This is a genomic window from Mycolicibacterium sichuanense (genome assembly GCF_033741125.1).
Classification (GTDB): Bacteria; Actinomycetota; Actinomycetes; order Mycobacteriales; family Mycobacteriaceae; genus Mycobacterium.
The window spans coordinates 20902-43858 of record NZ_JAWQPU010000011.1; the positions used below are offsets into that span (position 1 = coordinate 20902).

At 67.7% G+C, this 22957-nt stretch carries 19 protein-coding genes; 6 read left to right on the forward strand and 13 right to left on the reverse strand.

Features of this window, described 5'->3' with window-relative positions:
• The first annotated feature begins 72 nt into the window (after positions 1–72).
• Positions 73–1215 carry an epoxide hydrolase family protein gene (locus SBI80_RS24980; RefSeq protein WP_318977548.1) on the forward strand — a complete coding sequence of 381 codons (1143 nt, stop codon included), beginning with the start codon at positions 73–75 and terminating at the stop codon, positions 1213–1215.
• A gap of 169 nt (positions 1216–1384) precedes the next feature.
• Positions 1385–2701 (forward strand): hypothetical protein, encoded by a 1317-nt coding sequence (locus tag SBI80_RS24985; RefSeq protein WP_318977549.1) that lies wholly within the window; start codon positions 1385–1387, stop codon positions 2699–2701.
• A gap of 4 nt (positions 2702–2705) precedes the next feature.
• On the opposite strand, the gene SBI80_RS24990 is transcribed toward SBI80_RS24985, so the two are convergent.
• From SBI80_RS24990 to SBI80_RS25000, 3 genes are all read right to left on the reverse strand, one after another.
• Positions 2706–4250 (reverse strand): alpha-amylase family protein, encoded by a 1545-nt coding sequence (locus tag SBI80_RS24990; RefSeq protein WP_318977550.1) that lies wholly within the window; start codon positions 4248–4250, stop codon positions 2706–2708.
• A complete protein-coding gene (locus SBI80_RS24995) occupies positions 4181–4663 on the reverse strand; it encodes a TspO/MBR family protein (RefSeq protein ID WP_318977551.1) in 483 nt (160 codons plus the stop codon). The genes SBI80_RS24990 and SBI80_RS24995 overlap by 70 nt, the downstream gene beginning before the upstream one ends.
• Positions 4664–4737: 74 nt before the next feature.
• A complete protein-coding gene (locus tag SBI80_RS25000) occupies positions 4738–6132 on the reverse strand; it encodes a purine-cytosine permease family protein (protein ID WP_318977552.1) in 1395 nt (464 codons plus the stop codon).
• A gap of 328 nt (positions 6133–6460) precedes the next feature.
• Between SBI80_RS25000 and SBI80_RS25005 the strand changes: the two genes are divergently transcribed.
• The 4 genes from SBI80_RS25005 (at position 6461) to SBI80_RS25020 (ending at position 10576) form a co-directional block, all read left to right on the forward strand.
• Positions 6461–7558 (forward strand): ABC transporter ATP-binding protein, encoded by a 1098-nt coding sequence (locus SBI80_RS25005; protein WP_318977553.1) that lies wholly within the window; start codon positions 6461–6463, stop codon positions 7556–7558.
• A 64-nt stretch (positions 7559–7622) separates the two neighbouring features.
• Entirely contained in the window at positions 7623–8825 is a 1203-nt protein-coding gene (locus tag SBI80_RS25010; protein ID WP_318977554.1) for a polyamine ABC transporter substrate-binding protein, read from the forward strand.
• 15 nt (positions 8826–8840) lie between these two features.
• Positions 8841–9716, forward strand: coding sequence for an ABC transporter permease (locus tag SBI80_RS25015; protein ID WP_318977555.1), 876 nt, complete (start codon positions 8841–8843; stop codon positions 9714–9716).
• 29 nt (positions 9717–9745) lie between these two features.
• On the forward strand, positions 9746–10576 hold the full coding sequence (locus SBI80_RS25020) for an ABC transporter permease (RefSeq protein WP_318977636.1): 831 nt from the start codon (positions 9746–9748) through the stop codon (positions 10574–10576).
• A gap of 79 nt (positions 10577–10655) precedes the next feature.
• On the opposite strand, the gene SBI80_RS25025 is transcribed toward SBI80_RS25020, so the two are convergent.
• The 10 genes from SBI80_RS25025 to SBI80_RS25070 form a co-directional block, all read right to left on the reverse strand.
• On the reverse strand, positions 10656–11486 hold the full coding sequence (locus tag SBI80_RS25025; RefSeq protein ID WP_318977556.1) for a hypothetical protein: 831 nt from the start codon (positions 11484–11486) through the stop codon (positions 10656–10658).
• A gap of 478 nt (positions 11487–11964) precedes the next feature.
• The gene (locus SBI80_RS25030; protein ID WP_413232808.1) at positions 11965–12828 is read right to left on the reverse strand and encodes an EamA family transporter; all 864 of its coding nucleotides are present in this window, start codon (positions 12826–12828) and stop codon (positions 11965–11967) included.
• Positions 12829–12910: 82 nt separating this feature from the next.
• The gene (locus tag SBI80_RS25035) at positions 12911–13738 is read right to left on the reverse strand and encodes an acyl-CoA thioesterase domain-containing protein (RefSeq protein ID WP_318977557.1); all 828 of its coding nucleotides are present in this window, start codon (positions 13736–13738) and stop codon (positions 12911–12913) included.
• Between the two features lie 57 nt (positions 13739–13795).
• The gene (locus SBI80_RS25040; RefSeq protein ID WP_318977558.1) at positions 13796–15559 is read right to left on the reverse strand and encodes a sigma-54-dependent Fis family transcriptional regulator; all 1764 of its coding nucleotides are present in this window, start codon (positions 15557–15559) and stop codon (positions 13796–13798) included.
• Positions 15560–15632: 73 nt separating this feature from the next.
• A complete protein-coding gene (gene groL / locus SBI80_RS25045; protein ID WP_318977559.1) occupies positions 15633–17282 on the reverse strand; it encodes a chaperonin GroEL in 1650 nt (549 codons plus the stop codon).
• A gap of 364 nt (positions 17283–17646) precedes the next feature.
• Positions 17647–18693, reverse strand: coding sequence for a zinc-binding dehydrogenase (locus tag SBI80_RS25050; protein WP_318977560.1), 1047 nt, complete (start codon positions 18691–18693; stop codon positions 17647–17649).
• Positions 18693–19034: a propane 2-monooxygenase effector subunit MimD gene (gene mimD, locus SBI80_RS25055; protein WP_318977561.1), complete on the reverse strand. Its 342-nt coding sequence runs from the start codon at positions 19032–19034 to the stop codon at positions 18693–18695. Before mimD ends, SBI80_RS25050 begins: the two co-directional genes overlap by 1 nt.
• Complete coding sequence (locus SBI80_RS25060) at positions 19031–20137, reverse strand: aromatic/alkene monooxygenase hydroxylase subunit beta (RefSeq protein WP_318977562.1); 1107 nt, start codon at positions 20135–20137, stop codon at positions 19031–19033. The genes mimD and SBI80_RS25060 overlap by 4 nt, the downstream gene beginning before the upstream one ends.
• Before the next feature lie 42 nt (positions 20138–20179).
• Complete coding sequence (locus tag SBI80_RS25065; RefSeq protein ID WP_318977563.1) at positions 20180–21223, reverse strand: 2Fe-2S iron-sulfur cluster-binding protein; 1044 nt, start codon at positions 21221–21223, stop codon at positions 20180–20182.
• A 97-nt stretch (positions 21224–21320) separates the two neighbouring features.
• Positions 21321–22949 carry a ferritin family protein gene (locus tag SBI80_RS25070; RefSeq protein ID WP_318977564.1) on the reverse strand — a complete coding sequence of 543 codons (1629 nt, stop codon included), beginning with the start codon at positions 22947–22949 and terminating at the stop codon, positions 21321–21323.
• Between the last annotated feature and the right edge of the window lie 8 nt (positions 22950–22957).

Consider the following 22957-nt stretch of genomic DNA (forward strand, 5'->3'; position numbering starts at 1 on the left):
TCATACGTCGCAGCGACCCGGGGGCGGCACCACAAGAGCCGGGGCGAGGCCTCAGACGCTGCAACGGCGATAATGCCGAGCGTGCCGTCCGTCGACCCCTTCCGCATTCACGTCTCCGACGAGGTCCTGGCCGATCTGCGCCGACGTCTGTCCAACACGCGCTGGCCCGAGGCCGAGTGCGTCGAGGACTGGAGCCAGGGCATCCCGCTGGCCTACACCCGCGAACTCGCCGAGTACTGGGCCAACGACTACGACTGGCGAACCAGGGAAGCCGCTCTGAACCGGTTCGAGCAGTTCGTGACCGAGATCGACGGTCTCGCCATCCACTTCATCCACCAGCGCTCACCACACCCCGATGCCCTTCCCCTGGTCATCACCCACGGTTGGCCCGGTTCGGTGGTCGAGTTCCAGAAGGTCGTCGAACCGCTCACCGACCCCACCAGATACGGCGGCGACGCGCGGGACGCCTTCCACGTCGTGTGCCCATCCCTGCCCGGTTTTGGCTTCTCGGGCCGTCCCAGCGCCACGGGCTGGAACACCGACCGGGTGGCCCGGGCGTGGGACACCCTGATGGGTCGACTCGGCTACGACCGCTACGGCGCGCAGGGTGGCGACTGGGGTGCCGCGGTGACGACGGACATCGGACGCAACGTCGGGGGGTGCGTCGCCATCCACACCAACATGCCGCTCGCCGCGCCGCCGCCCGGCGTGCTGGACGACCCGACCCCCGCGGACGAGATCGCGCTGGCCGCCATGAAGTACTACCGCGACCACGACTCCGGTTACTACAAGCAGCAGGCCACCCGACCGCAGACCCTCGGCTACGGACTGGTGGATTCGCCCGTGGCCCAGCTGGCGTGGATCGTCGAGAAGTTCTGGTCGTGGACGGATTGCGACGGCCATCCCGAGAACGCGATCAGCCGAGACGAGCTGCTCGACGACGTCACCCTCTACTGGGTGACCGGCACGGGCGCCTCGTCGGCCCGGTTCTACTGGGAACGCGCGCACTCCCCGGACTCCGGTGCCCGGGTGGAACTGCCCACCGGCATCGCGGCGTTCCCGAAGGAGATCACCCGTCCGCCGCGGGCCTGGTGCGAACCGCGATATCACATCACCCACTGGACGGACATGCCGCGTGGCGGTCACTTCGCCGCTTTCGAGCAGCCTCGGCTATACGTCGACGACGTGCGCGCGTTCTTCGCAACCGTGCGCTGAGCGCACTGGGCACTTAGCTGGCCGCCGACCCGGCTAACACCGCGCCGACACCCCCGACGGCAGCCTCGGAATTCTGCCCCGAAATACCCTCCCACCAGCGCCGACTTCGTGCCACACTGCTGATCTGTCGGCCGCGGGGTGCGGCCCTCTCGTGGCAGAAGGGGACGATGTGACTCCGTCACCCTGGCGCATCGCCACCGGTGCCTGGCTGCTGGCAGCCGCCCTGGTGCTGACCGCCGGCGCTGCCGCCGCCATGGCCGACTCCGGGTCCGATGCCACCAAGACGGGCGACGACTCCTCGAGCGCGAACGTCTCCGATGCCTCCGGTGACCGCCCGCCCGGGCGCACGCACACCGCCACGCCCACCCACGAGACCGCGCCGACGTCGCGCCGCACGGCCGCCGGCGCTCCCGTATCGTCGGCTTCGGCTTCGGAGTCGGGCGACGACCAGTCCCCACCCCCGGCCCGCGTGCGGACCGCGCACGTCGCCGCACGCACCGCAGCGACGGACTCCGCCGACCAGGCCGCATCCCCCAAGACCGACCCGAGCCCCGCGAGCGAGCCGGCGGCCGACGCCGGCACGCCGAACACTGCCACCCCCGAGACCCTCAACGTCACCGCACCCGCCGAACCCACCCCGGCCCCGACGCAGACCGAGAGCACCGGAACCGAGCCTTACGGGACGTCATCGGAGGCCGGCACGCCCGAGACGACTCAGCCACCCACCACCGTGGCGGTCGAGTCACCGAGCGTGGCTGCATCAGCGCCGAACGCGGGTTCCGACGCCACCTCCGTCACCACCGAGGCGGCCGCCGTGACCACGCCGGACACGCCACCGACCACCACCGCGGCCGCCGAGCCCACGACACCGGCCCCGACACCGACCCAGGCCACCGACGTCGCGGCGCCCCCGGTCACCACCGTGGTCGTCGACGACGACCTCTCACCGGCCGCGGTCGCCGCCCGAAACCGGTCGAATGCCGTCGGATCCTCGCCGCTGTTGATCCTGCGAAAGTCGGCGTCCAGTTCCTGGTTCTCCCTGAGCGGCAACCTCGCCGGTGAGGCCACGATGCAGCAGAACGCAGAAGGGTCGGCGGCGCCGCCGGCATCGGTGTTGGCCGGCAAGTACACCGCACTGGGAGCGTCACCGCTTGCGGCGCGAGCCCCGCTCGGCGCCGACGCGCAGCTGCCCGAAGGTCTTCGGACGTTCCTGCACAGCTACGGCGGACTGGTCGTCGCCGCTTCGCTGTCGGCCATGGCCGCCGCGGCGCTGCCCGGCATCTTCGGGATCGTGCTGCCCGCCCTTGCCGGGATGCGCATCGGGTATCGGCAGGCCAAGGCCGCCGGCGGGCTACGGTCGTCGCGCCTTGCGCGCTTCGCCGGTTCCGGGCCCCTTGGCATCGTCCGGTCTGGCTCGGCGATCTCGCTGCGACCCCGAACGGCGCGTGCGGGGCGTCTGGTAGACGCCCACGACCACGTCGCCTGACCCGTCAGCGCGCCGACGCGACCTCCTCGACGGCCAGGATGCGCCACTGCCACGACCCGAGCGTCACCGGCCAGCCGTCACGAAGTTCGTCGCCCGGGTGGATCCTCGCGATGCCGGACGACGCGTCGGTCAGCCGGTGGGCCCGACCGAGGACGTCCGGCCACGGCACCCGTACCCGAGCCGAAGCCGTCGACGCAGAGAGGTTGACGACGATCAGCCACCGGCGCGGCCCGTCCCAACCCCACCCGAGCAGACCCGCCCCGGTCACCTCGCACCGACTCCAGGACCCGGAACGGAAGGTGTCGTCGGCCAGGATCACGAGCAGTGCGCGATGGAAGGAGGCCACCCGCGAGTCGACGGCTTCCCGGGGCGCCCGGCCCAGGAACACCGGCACGTGCGTGGTCCGCCCCTCCAGCTGGCCCCGATGCACCAGACGGGCGCCGGCCTGCGTCAGCGTGGCGACCGTGACCGCTTCCAGCCGCGCCGGATCGAAGATCGCTGCCGCCCGCGCCTCGTCGTGGTTCTCGACGAACCGCAGCAGCCGGTCCTGAAAGCTCGTATCGGCACTCAGATGGTCACCGACGGCCGCGGCGTCACCGTCGACCAGCCGGTCGTAGAGGCGTTTGTCGTAGCAGAAGTCGAAACCCTGCCGCTGCAGCGGTTCCTCCATGTCCCAGTACGCCTCGGCGACGAACGTGAAGGCGGGGTGACGCCGGCGCACCGCCGCGATCGCCTCGGGCCAGAACTCGGTGTCCGGCGGATCGCCGACCCGCGGCCCCCACGTCCTGGCGAATACGTCGTTCATCATCAGCATCGCCATGTCGCAGCGCACCCCGTCGCACTGATCGGCGATGTCGGTCAGCGTGGCGGCCGCGGCGGCACGAAGTGCGGGTGCGAAGGCGTTGAGCTGCAGCACGTCCCGCCACGCCGGGAAGTAGGGATCGCGGCCGTTCGCCAGCACCCGTCCGGCGACGTCGACGAAGGACTGCGGCTCGGCGAGCAGCTCGGCCGGGCTGCCGGCGACGAAGAACTCCGGGTGCGCCGTCGTCCACGGGTGGTCCATGGCGACGTGGTTGGGCACGAAGTCGAGGAGCAGCCCGAGGCCCCGCTCGGCCAGCGCCGAGCGGGCGGCCGCCAGCCCGCGGCGACCGCCGATGTGCTCGTCGACGTCGTAGGACCGGACGCAGTAGGCCGACCCGACGACGTCGCTGGGCTGCCAGTCGGGCAGTGCGGCCCGAAACGACTCGACCAGCGAGGGGTCGGCGAGCGCGGCCGCGATCCCGGCCGGGCTGCGGGCCCACACGCCCATCAGCCAGACGGCATCGAAGCCCATCTCGGCGATGGCGTCCCAGTGGCGTTCGGGCACCGTCGCCAGGTTCACCGAGCGGCCCTCGCTTGCGCCGATCTCGGCCAGCCAGGGCCAGGTGTCGATCTCGTAGACCAGCGGGTGCCGAGCCGCCGCCCACCGCGACGGCACCGTCAGCGGTTCAGGAACCAGATCCGGCTCGAGAGTGCGGTGGCGAACGTGCACCACAGCGGGTACGCCCACAGCACCCGCGCCGGGGCTCCCTTGACGCCGACCGCGCGCCGGGTCAGGTCGGCGCTGCTGACCGCCAGCGCCCCCGCAAGCACCGCGGACGGCCCGAGCTTCCGACGGTTGAAGAACAGCCATGACCAGCTGCCGTTGAGCACCAGGTTCAGCACGAGCAACGCCGAGAAGGTCTTGGCCGCGTCGTGGTCGCCACGCTCGTCGAGCTCGTCGATGGTCGCGGCGGACACCACCGCGAGGTCGGCGTAGAGAATCGGCCAGACGATCGGGAAGGCCTGCCTCGGCGGCTGGAAGCTCGGCTTCCGCAACGTCTGGTACCAGGCGGATTCCACTACGGGGCCGGTCGCGAGCCCACCGAGCAGAGCGGTGACCGCGGCGGCACCCGAGGTCTTGGCCAGGGTGAGCGCGCGCATGAGAATTCCTTTCGGCGGCGGGAGGTACCCAGCCTGCCACATCGGCGATCGGCGCGGATGCCGATCGGCAACCGTCAGCGACGCCGGCGCAGAATCCGGAACCCACCGTAAAGCACAAGGGCCACAATGAAGTTGACGAAGTAGGCAATGTCCGCGCCGTGCCATTGCGCGGCGACCGCACCCACGAAGATCGAAGTGTCCATGAAGGGGACCGCCACGGCGTAGGCCGCCACGAAGGTCGCCACCGCCGCCACCGCGTCGGCGCGGGCCACCGGCTCGCGCGCTGGATCGATCGCCGCGCGCCCGCGGGCCCGGAGCCACCAGTCCACCGACACGATGGCCACGAACGCGGGAATCCAGTAGCTGACGAACAGCAGCACGTTCTGGAAGCGGGATGCCGTATCGGCCGAATGCAGCCAGAGGATGAGGCCAAAGGCCAGCACCGTCACGACGACCGAGGACAGTGGCCGTCGCACCCGCACGCCGAGCGTCTGCAACGCCAGGGATCCGCTGTAGTCGTTCATCACCCCCGAGCCAATGGACGCCAGCGCGATGATCGCCAGCGCCAGGCCACCGAGGAACCCGCCGCCCATCACCGTGCGCACGCCCTCTGCGGTCTGCTCGGAGACCAGCTCACCGGCGGCGATGCCGATGGCCTGGACGAACACGTAGGCCCCGAAGATGCCCGCGAAGGTGTAGACGAACACACCGCGCCGCGGGGAGTCCACGGGTAGGTACCGACTGAAGTCGGAGGCGTAGCTCGCCCACGACACGGCCAGGCTCAGCGAGATGGTCACCTCCAGGATGAAGGCACCGACCAGGTCGGGTCCCGCCACCGTCGCCGGGGTCACCACGTCGTGGCCACCGACCAGCTTGACCGCGAACACGACGAACGTCACCAGCAGGACGACGGTGAGCACCGCCTGCAGACGGTGGATCACCTCGTAGCCGAAGAATCCGACGACGCCCTGCACCCCGAGTACGACGAGGACGGCGGCCCAGAACGGTATGCCCAGCAGCAACGCCAGCGCCTCGCCGCCGAACAACCCGACCAGCGCGTCCCAGGCGATCGACGAGAGCCACTGCAGCGCCGCGGGCACCACCACACCGCCGCCAAATGCCATGCGCGAACTCGGCAGCTGAGCGGCGCCGGTCCTGGGGCCCCACGTCGACAGGTATCCGACGGCGAGCGAACCCAGCAGCGTGCCGATCACCATCGCGAGCAGGCCGAGCCAGAACCCGAGGCCAAGCACGATCGCCAACGCACCGGTGAAGACGCCGGTCATGTTGACCTGCGGGGCGAACCACACCGAGAAGAGCCGCCGCGGCGTGCCGTAGCGACGGTCCGCGGGCACCGGCGCGATGCCGTGGGTCTCGACCGACAGGTCGCCGACCCCGCTGGGCGTGCGTCCGCTGAACGGTGAAGCGGTGAGCGGGCTGCGGGGTGTCTCCGGGGCCTGCTGTGTCATGCGACCATTCGATCACGGGCCGCACCGGCCGCTGCGCACCGCGGACGGGCGCTGGCGAAATCGTCGTCACCGCAACCCTCGCGACGAGGGAATCCATCGTCGAGATGTAAATTCCGTGCGGAATCGCTTGCGAAGGCCTCCATGATCGGCCATGGTTTAAGCCACAGCGCACGGATGGCGCAGGGCCGGACTCACCTGCGGACCGCCGTCCGCCCAACGCACCAGGGAGGTCGTCCTGACCGGCACACGAGGCACCGCCGTCGACAGCGCGACGGGAGAACGAGCGGGAACGCGAAATCCGGGCCAGCCGGTCATCGAGATCGACCACGTGACGAAGCGGTTCGATGACTACGTCGCGGTCGCCGACGCCGACTTCTCCATCGCCTCCGGCGAGTTCTTCTCCATGCTCGGGCCCTCGGGCTGCGGAAAGACCACCACGCTGCGCATGATCGCCGGATTCGAGACGCCCACGACGGGCAGCATCCGCCTCGAGGGCGAGGACGTGTCTCGGGTGCCGCCCCACAAGCGCAACGTCAACACCGTCTTTCAGCACTACGCCCTCTTCCCGCACATGTCGGTGTGGGACAACGTCGCCTACGGGCCGCGCAGCCTCAAGCACGGCAAGGCCGAGGTCAAGCGCCGCGTCGACGAGCTGCTCGAGGTCGTGCGGCTCACCGACTTCGCCAAGCGCAAGCCGTCGCAACTCTCCGGTGGCCAGCAACAGCGCGTCGCGCTGGCCCGTGCGCTGGTCAACTACCCCAGCGCGCTGCTGCTGGACGAACCGCTCGGCGCGCTGGACCTCAAGCTGCGCCACGTCATGCAGTTCGAACTCAAGCGCATCCAGCGCGAGGTCGGCATCACGTTCGTCTACGTGACCCACGATCAGGAGGAGGCGCTGACGATGAGTGACCGCATCGCGGTCATGAACGCGGGCAACGTCGAACAGATCGGCTCCCCGACCGAGATCTACGACCGCCCCTCGAGCGTGTTCGTCGCCAGCTTCATCGGACAGGCCAACCTGTGGCACGGCAGGCAGCAGGGCCTCGACGGCGACTTCGCCCAGTTCTCGGTGCTGGGTACCACCCTGTCGGCCCGCCCCGGCGACACGAAGATCGAGACCGGCGGCCAGGCGACGCTGATGGTGCGCCCCGAACGCGTACGGGTCTCCATGGAGGCCCCGACCGGTGGCGTCGGCGTTCCGGCCACCGTCACCGATCTGACGTTCCAGGGTCCGGTGGTGCGTCTGCAACTGGCGGCCGCCGACGACTCCCCGATCCTGGCGCACGTCGGACCGGAACAAGATCTGCCGCTGCTGCGCCCGGGCGACCGCGTCCACGTCAGCTGGGCGCCGGAGGCGTCCCTGGTGTTGCCCGCCGCCGACATCCCCACCACCGAGGATCTCGAGGAGATGCTCGACGACTCCTGAGACGCGTCGAGCCTTCCCGCCATCTCGGTCACCCTCCCCCGGCTTCACGAAAGGCACTCCAGCAATGGCTTCTTCGAATGACTTCGATCCCGCAGTCGCGGCCCGCCTCGCGGCCAATCGCACCAACCGGCGGCGGTTCCTCGGCGGCGGCGCCGCTGCCGCCGCGGCACTGGTGTTGGGACCGTCGTTCCTCGCCGCGTGCGGTTCCAGCAGCACGACCAGTTCCAGCAGCTCCTCCTCGGCGGCCCCGGACGACGGCAAGCCGGCCACCGGCACCCTGCGCATCTCGAACTGGCCGCTCTACATGGCCGACGGGTTCGTCGCCGCGTTCCAGAAGGCCAGCGGCCTGACCGTGGACTACAAGGAAGACTTCAACGACAACGAGCAATGGTTCGCCAAGAACAAGGAACCGCTGTCGCGCAAGCAGGACATCGGCGCCGACCTGGTAGTGCCCACGCAGTTCATGGCGCTGCGGCTCAAGCAGCTCGGCTGGCTCAACGAGATCAGCGACACCCGCGTGCCCAACAAGAAGAACCTGCGGCCCGATCTGCTCAACGACAAGTCCGATCCCGGTCGCAAGTACACCGCGCCCTACATGACGGGCATGGTGGGTCTGGCCTACAACAAGGCGGCGACGGGCCGGCCGATCACCAAGATCGACGACCTGTGGGATCCGAAGTTCAAGGGCAAGGTCAGCCTGTTGTCGGACATGCAGGACGGTCTGGGCATGATCATCACCTCGCAGGGCGGTTCGGTGGCCGATCCGACGATGGACTCGGTGCAGAAGGCCGTCGACTTGGTCAAGGAGCAGAAGGACAAGGGTCAGATCCGGCGCTTCACCGGCAACGACTACGCCGACGACCTGGCGGCGGGCAACCTCGTCGTCGCGCAGGCCTACTCCGGTGACGTCGTGCAGTTGCAGGCCGACAATCCGGATCTGGAGTTCGTCATCCCCGAGTCCGGTGGCGACTGGTTCATCGACACCCAGACCATTCCGTACACCACGCAGAACCAGCATGCTGCCGAGGCGTGGATCGACTACGTCTACGACCGCGCCAACTACGCCAAGCTCGTCGCGTTCACCCAGTACGTGCCGGTGCTCTCGGACATGGTCGACGAACTGAACAAGATCAACCCCAAGCTGGCGTCCAACCCGTTGATCAACCCGCCGCAGGACTACCTGGATCGGCTCAAGACGTGGGCCGCGCTCAGCGACGAGCAGACCCAGCAGTTCAACACCGCGTACGCCGCCGTCACCGGCGGCTAGGCGTCCGGTCGACCCATGGCAGGAGTAGCCAGCAGTAGTCGCCAGCGCAGCAAGATCGCGCCGTACCTGATGATCCTCCCCGGCCTGGCGTACCTCGCAATCTTCTTCGTGGTGCCGTTCTGGTCGTTGTTCCGCACGTCGCTGTCCACCATGGGCGGCTCGATCTACTTGCCGCAGTTGACGTTCGCGTGGAACTTCGGCAACTACGGGCACGCGCTGTCGACCTACCAGGACCAGATCCTGCGGTCGCTGCTGTACGCCGTGACCGCCACCGTCGTGTCGCTGGTGATCTCCTATCCGCTGGCCTACGTGATCGCGTTCAAGTCGGGCCGGTACAAGAACCTGCTGCTCGGTCTGGTGGTGCTGCCGTTCTTCGTGACGTTCCTGGTGCGCACGCTGGCATGGAAGACGATCCTGGCCGACGACGGCATCGTGGTGCACACCCTCAGCGCCATCGGGGTGTTGCCGCCGGACGGACGGCTGCTCTCCACCAGCTGGGCCGTCATCGGAGGCCTGATCTACAACTCGATGACGTTCATGATCCTGCCGCTGTACGTCAGCCTCGAGAAGATCGACCCGCGGCTACTGGAAGCCTCGAAGGATCTGTACTCGTCGAGTTTCCGGGCGTTCGGCAAGGTCATCCTCCCGCTGTCGATTCCTGGCGTGCTGGCGGGCAGCCTGCTGGTGTTCATCCCCGCGATGGGTGACTTCATCAATGCGGACTATCTGGGCAGCACCCAGACCACGATGATCGGCAACGTGATTCAGAAACAGTTCCTGGTGGTCAAGGACTATCCCGGGGCGGCCGCCCTCAGCTTCCTGCTGATGGCGATGATCCTGGCCGGTGTGCTGACCTACACCAGGGCTCTCGGCACGGAGGACCTGGTATGACGCTCCAGGAGGGCACCGCGATCGTCGACATGATCGACAGTCCGCCGGCCAAGACGCGACGTTCCATCATGGGCACCGGCAAGTTCGGCGACGTCGTGCTCAGGGTGGTCGCGGCGCTGGTGCTGCTGTACATCTTCGTGCCGATCTTCGTCATCGTGCTGTTCTCGTTCAACAAGCCCGCGGGCAAGTTCAACTACACGTGGCAGGGCTTCACGCTGGAGAACTGGGCCGACCCGTTCAAGTATCCGGCGCTGGCCGAGGCGCTGAAGATGAGCGTCGAGGTCGCGGCGCTGTCCACGGCGATCGCGGTGGTGCTGGGTACCCTCCTGGCGATAGCCCTGGTACGTCAGCGTTTTCGGGGCAGCCGAGCGGTCGACACCTTCCTCGTGCTGCCATTGACCGCACCCGAGGTGGTGATGGGCGCGTCGCTGCTCACCCTGTTCCTCGACCTTGGCTGGGCGACCGGATTCACCACCATCCTGATCGCCCACGTCGCCTTCGAGATCAGCTTCGTGGCGATGACGGTGCGCGCCAGGGTGCGCGGGTTCGACTGGACCCTGGAGGACGCGTCGATGGACCTCGGCGCCAGCCCCACCCGGACGTTCTTCCGGGTGACTCTGCCGTTGATCGTGCCGGGCATCGTCGCGGCGGCCATGCTGTCGTTCGCGCTGTCGCTCGACGACTTCATCGTTACGTACTTCGTGAGCGGGTCGACGGTGACCTACCCGTTGTTCGTCAACGCGGCGACGAAGGCCGCCGTGCCGCCGCAGATCGACGTGCTGGCCACCGCGATCCTGGTGATCAGCCTGGTGCTGCTCGCCGTAGGAACGCTCTACCGCCGCAAGCGGATCGACGTCTAGTACCGGGGCGGCGCAGGAATCACGCGCTTCTCGTATGCCCCTGGCGCGGCTGCTTGTTCGACGGCCATGACCGGGGTCGTCATGCCGGTTCGTCCTGCCTGAGGGAGGGCGCCACTCGCAGTTGATGGATCATCGCGGCGGTACGCCACCGCGGTGCGAACGCATGCACCGCGGACTCCCGGACGGGGCGGGGGCGCTCGCCGTCCATTGCCATCCTGCGGCGCACCTGTGCCATCTCGCGGGTGATCGCCGCGACCTGCGCCGGATCACCGTGGTCCATGAACGTCTGCCGGTGCCACCACATCATCTTGGTTTGGTAGCGCTCGTCCGGGTAGGGCGTGGCGGGGATGGGAGCGACCACCCCGCCGGAGGTGCTCCACTGTTCGAGGATGTGCGCTGCGGAGGTCGCCATGCAGAAGTCGATGCCGATCATCGCCATCGCGTGAAATCCGCTGCGCGCGATGAGTTTCACCCTGGCGCCATTGGCCGGGTCGCCGGGCGCCAGCCAGGCCGACTTCATCTCGAGTACGCCGAAGGGGATCCGGTCGGCGATCATGCTGCGGACCGCCGGCGCGCCGGGCCTGCCCTCCCATTCGACGACGGCGTGCGACTCGTCGGGCGAGGCGAGCGGCCCCTTGGCCCTGACTCCTCCGACGACGCGCCCGTTCACGTCGGTCATGGCCCAGAACAATGCGGTGTCCTCAGCGCAGCGGTCGGCCGCATCGTCGAGCGCATCCCCAACCCCGAATCGGGCGTAGCTCGCGACGGCACCCGCGTGGTACTCGGCGAAGAGTTCCGGTGCCGCCGCCGGTTCGGCGATGGTCAGCGTGCACTCCCCAGTGGCGTCCCACCAGGCAACGGAACGCTCCTGCAGCAGCGAGTCCGGGGTCATTCGAAGGGCCGTCGTCATGGGGTCCGCCTCCATCGCATCGGGGGTTGGGGGTTACCCAAGCAATATAATACTTTCCGTATAAATATGGCGTTTAGTGCTACATGTTCATCGTTTGACAGTCGTAGCAAAGTATTTGCGGTACTTAACGAATTTGTTTGCGCAAGCGACCACCGCATGCGCAGGGCCGCCGAACCGGGCCCGGCACATCGGACACCTGGATCGAGGAACTCGGCGCGCCGAGCAGACGTCGATGAACAGCCAAGCCGCGTCGCGCCCTCGGGACCGACTCGACGACATGGCCGTCGCCGGCCGACCGCCGAGCGCCAGACCGCACCTGCCGCGTCGGGCGTCTACTCATAGCTGCCGGTCGACCGGGCTGGTTGCTGCCCTCGGCGACACCTGGACGAGACATTGGTCACAATGACCGAGTTTCGCGTCGGCGGCGCCCTTCGCGGCGGGTGCGGACGATTTGCCACCCGCCGTCAGGGGACGAATCTCAGCCGACGTCGACGAGGACCAGTGGCCGGGCGGCCGTGCGCGAGGCGCCGACCCCGGCAGCGACGACCAGGCAAATCCCGACGCCTCCGCCAACGCCGGGATGCTGCGCGAGCACCAGGAAGCCCACCACCATGGCGAAGGCTGGCTCGAGGCTCATCAGTGTGCCGAACGCCGCCGCCGTCAGCCGGCGCAGGGCCAACAACTCCAAGGTGAAGGGCACCATCGGCAGCAGGACCGCCAGGCCGACGCCGAACAACAGGACCTCGGGCGTGACCCGCGGGATCACCGACGGCCCGACGACCAGGGTCGCGAAGATCCCCGCGACTGACATCGACACCGCGAGACCGTTGACGCCCTCGACTCCGTCGCCGACGCGCTGGGTCAACAGGATGTAGACACCCCAGCACATCGCGGCCGCCAGGGCCAGGGCCACCCCGATCAGGTCGACGTCACCCTGCCACGGATGGGTCAGTAGTACGACGCCGACGGCGGCCAGCCCCGGCCACACCACGCGGCTGCGACCCTTGCCCTGGATGACCGCGACACCAAGCGGGCCAAGGAATTCCAACGCGCTGGCCGTCCCGAGTGGGATGCGGGCGATGGCGGCCATGAACAGCAAGGTGACGGCAGCGGTGACGACGCCGAGTACGACGCACAGGAGGAAGGTGGTCCTGGTGAACGCCGACGGACGCGGCCGTACGATGACCAGCAGCAGCGCACCGGCCCACGCCAGCCGCAACCACGCGGCCCCCTCGACGCCAATCCGGTCGATGAGGCCCAGCGACAGCGCCAGGCCGACCTGAACGCACAGCATCGAGCCCGTCGCCATCAGCACACCCGTGCGGACGCCATTCACGGTCACCTGAGCATTGAAGAACACGATCAACATTCACGTCCACGTGATAATTCACGACTTACCGTTCACGAATCACGAACGGTGGTGATCAGTGGGCGCGCAGCGCCGACCTGTGCTCGGTGAAGTCGATCTGGGCAGCGGGATTGCTCACCGCGGTCACGATGGCGGAGCCGAACGCGCCGTCACGATCGAACAGCGTGGCCGCGCCGACGGCGATTCCCTCACTCGCCCAGTGCGAGTCGGCCTGCACCCCGATCCATTCGTCGCGCGGCAACCGCGCCAGCCCCACGGTCACGTCGCCGTTGATGTACCCGATTCCGGCGCTGCCGAGATTGGTCACCAGGCTGGTGTGCTCGGCGGACATCGCGGCGTTCACGAACGGTCCGTTGCGAGTGCCCTGCACCGCGTCGATGGGCTTGGTCATGAACCGCTTGCGGGACGGGTTTTGATGGTCGGCGATGTCGTCGGACCACCCACCCTGATCGCTGCCCATCCTGGCGTGCCGGGTGTCGTCGTCATCCTGGCCGCGCTGGTCCTCGGGGTGCGGGAACTCCATTGCGGTAGACCATGTCTCACCCCGGGGCGCTGAGGAGCGGCGGTACTGAACGAGCGTGGCGCGAACCACGACGACCCCGTCCTGGCGCAGCTCGCACTCGGCGTTGCGGACCCGTCTGCCCTCGCGGATCGTCCGGGTCGAGACCTCCGTCGGCACCCCGCGGGCGGCCTTGAACAGATCGACGGTGAGCCGAGCGGGCAGGAAGTCGTCGTCGCCGTGCCGATCGCCAAGGTTCCAGGCCGCCAGTCCGACCAGGGCCGGACCGTTGAGATGATCGTCGCCCCATCGGCTTCGAGCGTTCGCCGTCGGCAGGAACTCGTGTTCGGCGGTGCGGGTGAAGTGCGCCGGACGTGCGGTCATCTCGGCATCGTCGCACAGGGGGCGACCCGAGCTGCCGAGACGTCGGCGGCCGGACCCTCAGACGTCGATGCCGAACTCCTTGATCTTGCGGTAGATGGTGGCGCGCGAGATGCCGAGCGCCGCGGCGGCGTCGACCTTGCTTCCGTCGTTGGCCTCCAGGCTGCGCACGATGGCATCGCGCTCCAGCGCCTCGATCTGAGTCAGCGTGTGCCGGCTCAGCGTGCGGCACCGGGGCGGCAGCTGCGCGACGTCGACGACCCCGGACCGTTGCCGCGAGACCACCTCGCGCAGCACGTCCTTCAGCTCGTCGACGTTGCCGGGCCAGTTGTACTTGCAGAGCTGCCGGATCGCGGCGTCGGACAACCGCAGGTCGGCCCCCCGGCTGAGCTGACGCAGCAGCAGGGGGACGAGCTCGTGGACGTCGTCGATGCGATGGCGCAGCGCGGGCACCGGAACGGTCTGCGCGACGAACGTCAACACCGATGCGCCGGAGGCGTATTCGGATTCGGCACCACCGGTGGTCACGCCGATCCAGCCGCCGTCCTCGCGACCCTGACACAGCTCGGCGAGCAGCCTCTGGGCCGCCTCGTCGAGAAGGTCCACGTCGCGAATGATGACGCTGAAGTCGTCCTCGTCGAGTTCGGCGGCGAACGCCTCGATCGCGTGGGCGCCGTCCTGGAAGTCGGCCGGAGTCAGCACCCGCGTCGAGCGTCGGACGTGCAGCGCGGCGGCGGCCTTGAGCGCCGCGTAGCGCCCGGACCCCGGCTCCCCGGACACCGCCACCCACTGTCGCTCCCCCACGTACCGCGAGATCACCGCGCAACTCCTGCGCCAAGAAGCACTGTTGCCGACGATGCCGGGCAGGTGGTCGACGGACGAACGGGTGTAGATCACCGGCGGCGCCTGCGCATCGAGCAGGTGGACGTGGCACACCGACATCTGGCCTTGCTCGGCGAAGTCGTCGGTGAAGGTGATCCGCGCGCTCTGCCCGCTGGGCAAGGGGGCCACCAGGTGCCGTCCTCCCTGAGCCTGCAACCCGAAGTCGGCGGCGTGCTCGAGCAGCGCGGCCTGATCCTGGACGTCCAGGGCCCACCGCAATCGGCGGTTCATCAGGACGACGTCGTCCCCCATGGCCAGCACCTTGGTCTGCGGCGAGCGGCGGCACGCCCGCAGGTAGGCGTTGAGCAGTGCGGTCTCCTTCGCGCTGGCCCGCGCCAGCAGTCGGCCCTCGATCTGGTCGGAGGCCGACTTGGCCAGCGTCGCCAGCAGCGGCCCGCCGTCGTCGACCCACCCCGTCAGATCCAACGCGCCCACCAGGGCTCCCGACACCGGATGGATGATCGGCACTCCCGCACAGGCGAGTTCACCGAGGCACTCCGAGTAGTGCTCGGCGCCCCGAACCAGCGTGGGCTGCCTGGTCTCCAGCGTGGTCCCGATGCCGTTGGTGCCGACGAACTCCTCGGAGTACGAGTAACCCGGCGCCAGGTTGACCCGGTCCAGGACGTCGTTCAGTCGGGCGTCGGCCGCGATGCGTCGGAGCACCACGCCGTCGGCCGAGGTGAGCACGACGCTGATGGGCTCGTCGACCAAACCCTCGGCCAGTTGACGCAGCACCGGATCCGCTGCGTCCACCAGCGGGCTCTCGAGGTTGGGCTCCCGCACGAATGGCAGGTCGAGGCGGTCGGCGGGGACGTTGAGCGCCCGCGACCGCCGCCACGACACGGAGATGGGATCCCGCACGGCCAGGTCGAGGTCGTGGTCACTGAGGAAGCGTTCGCGGGCACGCCGCACGTGCCTCGCGCCGAGGGGCTGATCGATCATGAAGACCCAACGCTACGCCGCCGCCGATGTGATTCCGGTCTCAATTTGAGACATCGTCGGTAGCCGTTCTTCGTCAGTAGATGTTCGACGGCCGCACCATCCCCTCGGCCAGGTCACCGAACCCCGGAGCCATGATCGCACCGGGTTGACCGACGATCTCCTCGACGACCGCGGTCTCGGTGGTGATGAGCAGCGCGGCGATCGAGGCGGCACTCTCCAGGGCCGCTCTGGTCACCTTGAACGGATCGATGATGCCCTCGTCGAACATGTCCCCGAATTCACCGGTCAGCGCGTTGAATCCGTGCCCGAGCGGGAGGTCGGCGACCACGTCGACGACGTCGTCGCCCTCGAAGCCGGCGTTGATCGCGATCCAGCGCAGCGGCTCGGGCAGGGCGCGCCGGATCACGTCGCGGCCGATGGCCTCGTCACCGGTCAGCTCGAGGGTCGCCAGCGCACGATGTGCCTGCGCCAGCGCCGTGCCGCCGCCGGCGACGATGCCGTCTTCCAGCGCCGCCCGGGTGGCGGCCAGCGCATCCTCCACCCGCAGCATGCGTTCCTTGAACTCGACGCTGGTCGCACCGCCCACCCTGATGACGGCCACCCGCCCCGTCAGCCGCGCGATGCGCAGGTCGAGGCTGTCTCGGTCGGGGTCGAGCTTGGCCCGGTCGCGCTGGGCCTGCAGATGGGTGACGCGCGCGTCGACCAGACGCTGCTCGCCGTGCGGGCCGACGATGGTCGTGTCGTTCTCGGTCGCCGTCACGCGATCCGCGGAACCGAGGTGCTCGCGGGTGATCTCGGTCAGCTCGATGCCGGTGTCCTTGGCGATCACGTGTCCACCGAGCGCGATCGCCAGATCCTCGAGTTCGGCCACGCGCCGGTGCCCGAACCCAGGTGCCCGCACGACGACCGACCGCATCGTCTGGTGCATGTTGCCCCCGACGAGCAGTTGCAGCGCGGGACCGTCGACGTCCTCGGCGATGACGACCAACGGCCGGTCCGCCCGCTTGGCCACCTCGATCGCCGGCATGATCTCCTGGACCTGTCCGATCTTCTTGTTGGTCAACAGGATCAGTGGGCTCTCCAGCACGGCTTCCATGCGGTCGGGATCGGTGACCATGTAGCCGGAGGTGTAGCCGTGGTCGAATTCGATGCCGTCGACGACGTCGACCGTCAGGCCCCGCACCTCACCCTCCTCGGTGGTGACGACGCCGTTCTTGCCGACGTGATCCACCGCGCTGGCGATGACCTCGCCGATCGCCTCGTCGTCACTGGCGGCCAGGGTGGCGATGCGCCGCAGATCGTCGCTTCCGACGACGAGCACGCTGCTGGCGCGCAATGCCTCGACGACGACGGGCACCGTGCGTTCGATGCCACGCCGGACCCGCATGGGGTTGGCGCCGGCGTCGACGGCCCGCAGCCCCTCGCGAACCATGGCCTGGGCCAGTACCGTCGCGGTCGTGGTGCCGTCACCGACGACGCCGTTGGTCTTCATCGCGACTTCCTTGACCAACTGAGCGCCCATGTTCGCGAACGGATCCCGCAGCTGGATCTCCCTGGCGATGGTGACGCCGTCGTTGGTGATGGTCGGCGGACCGGTGAGCTTCTCCAGGATGGCGTTGCGACCCTTGGGGCCCAGCGTCACCTTCACCGCGTCGGCGAGTGCGTTGACACCCTGTTCCAGACGTGCTCGCGCGTCGGAGTTGAAGCGCAATTCCTTTGCCATGTGCGTGACTTCCTTGTCAGTGGGGCCGATGGGTCAGTGGGGCCGATGGGTCAGTGGGGCCGATGGGTCCAGGAGCGGGTCAGGAGACGAAGACGGAAGCGAGGACAGCGGCGAGGGGAACGGGAGTGCCCACGTCGTCGACGAGCACTCGGCTGTTGGGGCACAGGCTCAACCCCAGCGTGAACCTGTGCCGCATCAGTGCCGTCCTGCACTCCCCCGGCGGGAGGTCGCGTAGTACGAGTCGTCGAAGTTCATCGGCTTGCATCGGCCTCTGCCGAAGCAACTCGGCGACCGCGCGCTCCATGGCCTCCGAATAGGCTTAACGTCGAAGCATCACGCTCTCCTTTCTCCGAAAGTCGTTGCGTCACCGTGTGATGACGACCTTGAGAGCGTCGTGGGTGTCGGCGTTCGCGAACACCTCGTACGCGTCGAGCATCTGGTCGAGAGCAAAGGAATGGGTGCCGAACGCGGCGGCGTCGATCTTGCCGTGGGCGACCAGATCCAAGAGCGTGCCGATGGTGGTGCCGTTGACCAACCCCGTCGTCAGGGTGAGGTTCTGGATCCACAGGTCCTCCAGGTGAAGTTCCACCGACTTGCCGTGGACCCCGACGTTGGCGATGCGTCCACCCGGGCGAACCACCCTGGTGCACAGATCGAAGGTCGCCGGGATGCCGACCGCTTCGATCGCCACCTGTGCACCGAGGCCGTTCGTGAGTTCCGTGACCCGCTCGACGACGTCTTGCCGGTCACCGTTGATCGTCGCGTCGGCTCCGAATCCGATGGCACGCTTGAGCCGCGACTCCGAGAGGTCGACCGCGATCACCAGGGCGGCACCGTAGAGACCGGCGGTCTTGATCGCGGACAACCCAACCGGACCCGCACCCACGACGACGACCGCGTCCCCGGGCTGCACCCGCGCACTCTGGACGCCGATCTCGAATCCCGTCGGAAGGATGTCGGCGAGGAAGATCGCCTGATCGTCGGGCACCGTCGCAGGGAGCACGTGCACGCTGGTCTCCGCGTAGGGCACCCGGACGTATTCGGCCTGGGTGCCGTCGATGAGGTGCCCGAAGATCCAGCCGACCCCGCCGACGGAGGCACAGTGCGACGGCATCGCGACCTTGCACGGCGCGCACTTGCCGCACGAAGTGATGGCGGGGACGAGGACACGATCACCGATTGCGAGCGACGCGATGGCCGCGCCGATTTCGGTGATCGTGCCGACTGCCTCGTGTCCGAGCACCCGCCCGGAAGTCACTGCGGGTACGTCTCCCTTGAGGATGTGCAGATCGGTCCCGCAGATCGTCGTGGTGTCGACCCGGACGACGACGTCGGTCGGGTCGACGACCTCGGCGTCCGGCACGTCCGTCCACGCCATCGAGCCGGGCCCGCCGAAGACGAGTGCCTTCATCACTGCGCGGTGAGATCGAAGCCGATGTACTCGGCGGCGTCCTCGGGGCTGGCGAAGAGCATCGTCTTGTCGTCGAGGTGAACCATGCGACCGTAGTGCGTCGAGCTGATCTCCTCGAAGATCGAGCCGTCGAACTCCTCGCCGAGCGCCTCGGAGAGCTCGTCGTAGTCGAAGTCGAGCAGACGCACCCCGTCGACGCGGATCATCGACGGGTACTCGGTGAGCTCGACGCCCTCCTTGGCGCCCATCACCTCGGCGACCACGCGGCCGATCGGGGTGTTCATCAGGGTGACGCCACACATGTTGGAGAACTCGGTGGCCGAACCGAATTGCATGGTCATTTGGTCAACTCCTCGGGGATGTCGAGATCGATGTCGGCAAGCAGGGCAGTGAACTTCGCGGTGGCCGCGTCCAAGCTGGTGGCGAAGGTGACGGCTTTGTCGGCCGGTGTCGACCAGATGGGCTGCAGGGCGCGAGCGGCGGCCAGGCAGCGGGGCACCCAGATGCCCAGCCACTCGGCGAACAGGGCCTTGTTGGCCGCACCGTATTCCGGATCGCGGGTGAGCAATCTGAAGAGATTGCGGGTGTAGTTCAGGTCGCGGTCGTAGTCGTGTTCACCGGTGCCCACGATCGTGGGGGTGATGTAGTCGCCGTTGCGCGCCGCGATCTGCATGACGAGCTCGCTGCGGAACAACGACCCCACCAGCTGCTCGAAGACCACGTTGGCGGCGAACAGCAGCTGGCACCAATCCCCCACGGCCGTAAGCTCTTCGACGACCTCGCGGGTGGGCTGCCACTCCGGGGCCTGCTGCCACACCGCCCGATGCGCGCTGCCATCGAATGCCGAATTGGCTTCGGCCAGGTCGAGGTTGAACAGCGCCAGGTCCTGGGCGAAGCGCATCTTGTGCGCGGCGTTGACCGCGACGGCGGTGTTGATCATGTTGGTCGGCCCAGACCGCTGAATTGAGGTGAACACGTGCAGCGCCAGTCCGTTCTCGGCGTGCATCCAGGCGCCGACGTTGCGCTCGATGAACGTCAGCCAGGCCGAATTCCAGTTGTCGTAGACGTGGGCGCGCTTGGCGTTCTCGAGACATAATTCGACCTGCCGGACCACTGCGGAGTTGTTCCGGAAGATGGTCTGGTTCCATTCCTCGTTGGGGTCGAGGAAGGCGTGCCAGTTCGACGACTTCGCAGTCGTCCAGTCCTGCGGGTAACCACCGGGGCCGTCGCCGAAGCCGTAGATCCAGCCCTGGGTCAGGTGCCGGTCCGGGTCCGGCTGGACGTCGACGGTGACGTCCTCGTACATCGTCGCCCGCAGTTTGGCGGGTTTGAAGTAGGAGTAGCTGCGGCTCTTGGAGCTTGGGAAGTCGAGGGCGCCGGCTTCGGAGTCGGTGAACTCGATCTTGGGAAAGCTTCGTTCCCTTGGCTTCTCGGGGGCGGACATGGCATTCCTCTCGGTGCGGGCAGGTGGGCTGGTCGAACGGTGCTAATCGAACAACGGACTGGTGAAGCTGTCGTAGAAGATCTGGTCCTTGGGCACCGAGTTGGCGTCGAGGAACGCCAGCGCGGCATCCACCATCGGCGGGGGCCCGCAGAGGTACACCTCGGTCTTGGCGATGGCCGCTTCGTGGCGCGCCACGACGTCGGTGACCATGCCCTCCTCGAGGGTGACGTCCCCCGGCACCTCACCGTCGCTGGACTCCGACAGACAGGCGATGAACCGAAAGTCGTTGAGCCCCTGCCCCAGCTCCAGGATCTCGTCGAGATAGAAGAGGTCCTGTGCGGTGCGCGCACCGTAGTAGAACCGGACCGGGCGGCGGTTCGCGGTTTCGGTCATGTGCCGCAGCAGCGACAGGATGGGGGCCATCCCGGCGCCGCCGCCGATGCAGACGACGGGTAGGACGTGGCCCTCCTTGAGGGTGAACGAGCCGTAGGGGCCGGTCAGCGAGAGTTCGTCCCCGGCGGTGATCGCGGTCTCCAGCAGCGCGGAGAACTTGCCGCCCGGGTACTTCTTGATCAGGAACTCGATCTGGTCGGTCGAGGTCTGGGTGGTCGCCATCGAGAACGAGCGGTGCTCGTCGGTGCCGGGGATGTGCAGATCGGCGTACTGGCCGGGTTTGAAGTCGAACTTGCCTGGTTCGATCGGGGTCAACCGCAGGGAGACGATGTCACGGGTCTTGGGTTCGACCGCCAGCACCCGCGTCCGGACGTCCTGGATGGGGATGCCACCGAGCAACTCGTCCTCGTCGTAGTTCAGCAGCTCGATCGTGCAGTCACTGAACGCGTGCGACCGGCACAGCAGGACGTACCCCTCGTCGACCTCGGAGTCGTTGCAGGCGAACGTCGAGTAGTTCTCCATCTGGATCTCGCCGTCGAGGACGTAGGACTTGCACGCCGAGCAACGCCCCTCCCGGCAGCCGTGCATGAGGTGGATGCCGTGGCGAAACGCGGCGTCGAGGATGTTCTCGTCTTCCGCGACCTCCATCTCGATGTCGACCGGTTCGAAGTTGATCTTGTGCGAATCCGCCATCGCGGAAGCCTCCTGGGCTACGAGCTGAGTAAACGTGGGCTGCGGGTGAACGGTGTTGGGTGGCACCGGCTGAACTGGTGCCACCCAACACCCGGGCTCAGACGGGAACGCCGCCGGCGCGATAGGCGGCGACGTGCGCCTCGCGCTCCTCGTCGCTCATCTGGTTCAGCAGTACGTTGGGGCTGTTGAAGGTATTGCCCCGCACGTCGTCGAGGGTCCACATCTTCGAGGGGTCGAGATCCAGGTGCGGTTGCCCGACCAGGGTCTTGCCATCGTCACGGACGTAACCGAGGTCACTGACGATGTCGGCGAGGTCCTTGCCGTGATGCAATGTCTCCCACTCGCGGAATCCGGTGAGCCGGCCCATGTTCGGGGTGTCCCGGCCCTCGTACTCACTGCGGAAGGCGGTCGCGTCGGTCCAGTGGCAGGTCTCCGAGCAGTAGGTCCGCCACTGCCCGTCCACCTCGTCGACGATCATGTCCTCACGGATCAGTGCGGGCACCATGCACGTCCAGCAGCGATGCGGGTACTGGTAGCCCACCTCTTCGAAGGCGATCGGTTTGTTGCGGCCGGGATGGGCCAACCGGTTGTAGGCCTCCCACCACTTGCCGTACTTCGAATACCAGCCCGGGTACTTGCTCTCGAACCATTCGAAGTCGGTGTCGGTCATGGTGTCGATGCGCCAGTAGTTGACCGGCCAGCCGGTGGCGAAGAACCGCGCCACCTCGTGCACGTAGCCCTTCTCGGTAATCCGCTTCCAGGCCTCCTCGACCAGGTCGTGCGGAATGGTCAGGCCGTACTTCTCCAGTGGCAGAAGGTAACTGCGGTAGTAGTCGTCGTAGATCCAGCGCCGCCACATCTCGGCATAGCTCTCCCGGTCCTTGCGGCGGTCCTTGGTGCCGTACTCGATGAAGGTGCCGATCGCCGCGTCCACCACGCAGTGGTTGTTCCACCACGCGTAACGCAGATCGCGCTCCAGCAAGGGCCGGTTGCGCTCGTCGGCCAGCGCCATCAACAAGATCGAGTAACCGTTGGAGATGTGTCGGGACTCGTCGGACTGCACCGAGTGGAAGACCGTCGGCAACAGGTAGTCACCGTTGGCGGCGGCCTCGTCGGGCATGGCGACGAACAGCGTGTTGGTGAAGGCGGTCTCGGCCACCACCGTGAGGTAGATGTTTGCAGCGGTGATGGCGTCGCCGGTGATGAAGCCCTCGCCGAACTGCCGGCCGATGGTGCCGGCGTAGTTGTTCGCGAACGCCTTCTCCGTCATGTCGAACCCGGCCGGGTCGATGTAGTTGTTCATGTACAGCTTCTTCAGATTCATCTGAATCGTCGAGTGCCGGACCTCGTCGATCATCTGCACGGCCAGGCCGTTGTGGATCTCGGGATTCGGTACGGCGTCGATGGCCATCGGCATCGCGCGGGCCGCCGAGATCTCCGGGAACGGAATGATCGACAGGAACAGCTTCTGCCACTCCAGCCAACGCTGTTGAACCTGGCGGAACATGTTTCCGCGGATGGCGCCGTCCATGGCGCCGTACACGCGGTTGTCCTTCTCCTCCTCCATCGGGAAGTAGGACCGCATGATCTGCTTGAGCGGATCCTTCTTCGGCGCCTTCTCGAACGTGTAGTCGGTGCCGAACCGGGTGGCCGGGGTCGCGAACGTGGGTTCCCAGGTGAGTTCGCTGATCTTCGCGTGCGCCTTGGTCAGGCTTTGTCTGCTCAACACGAGCC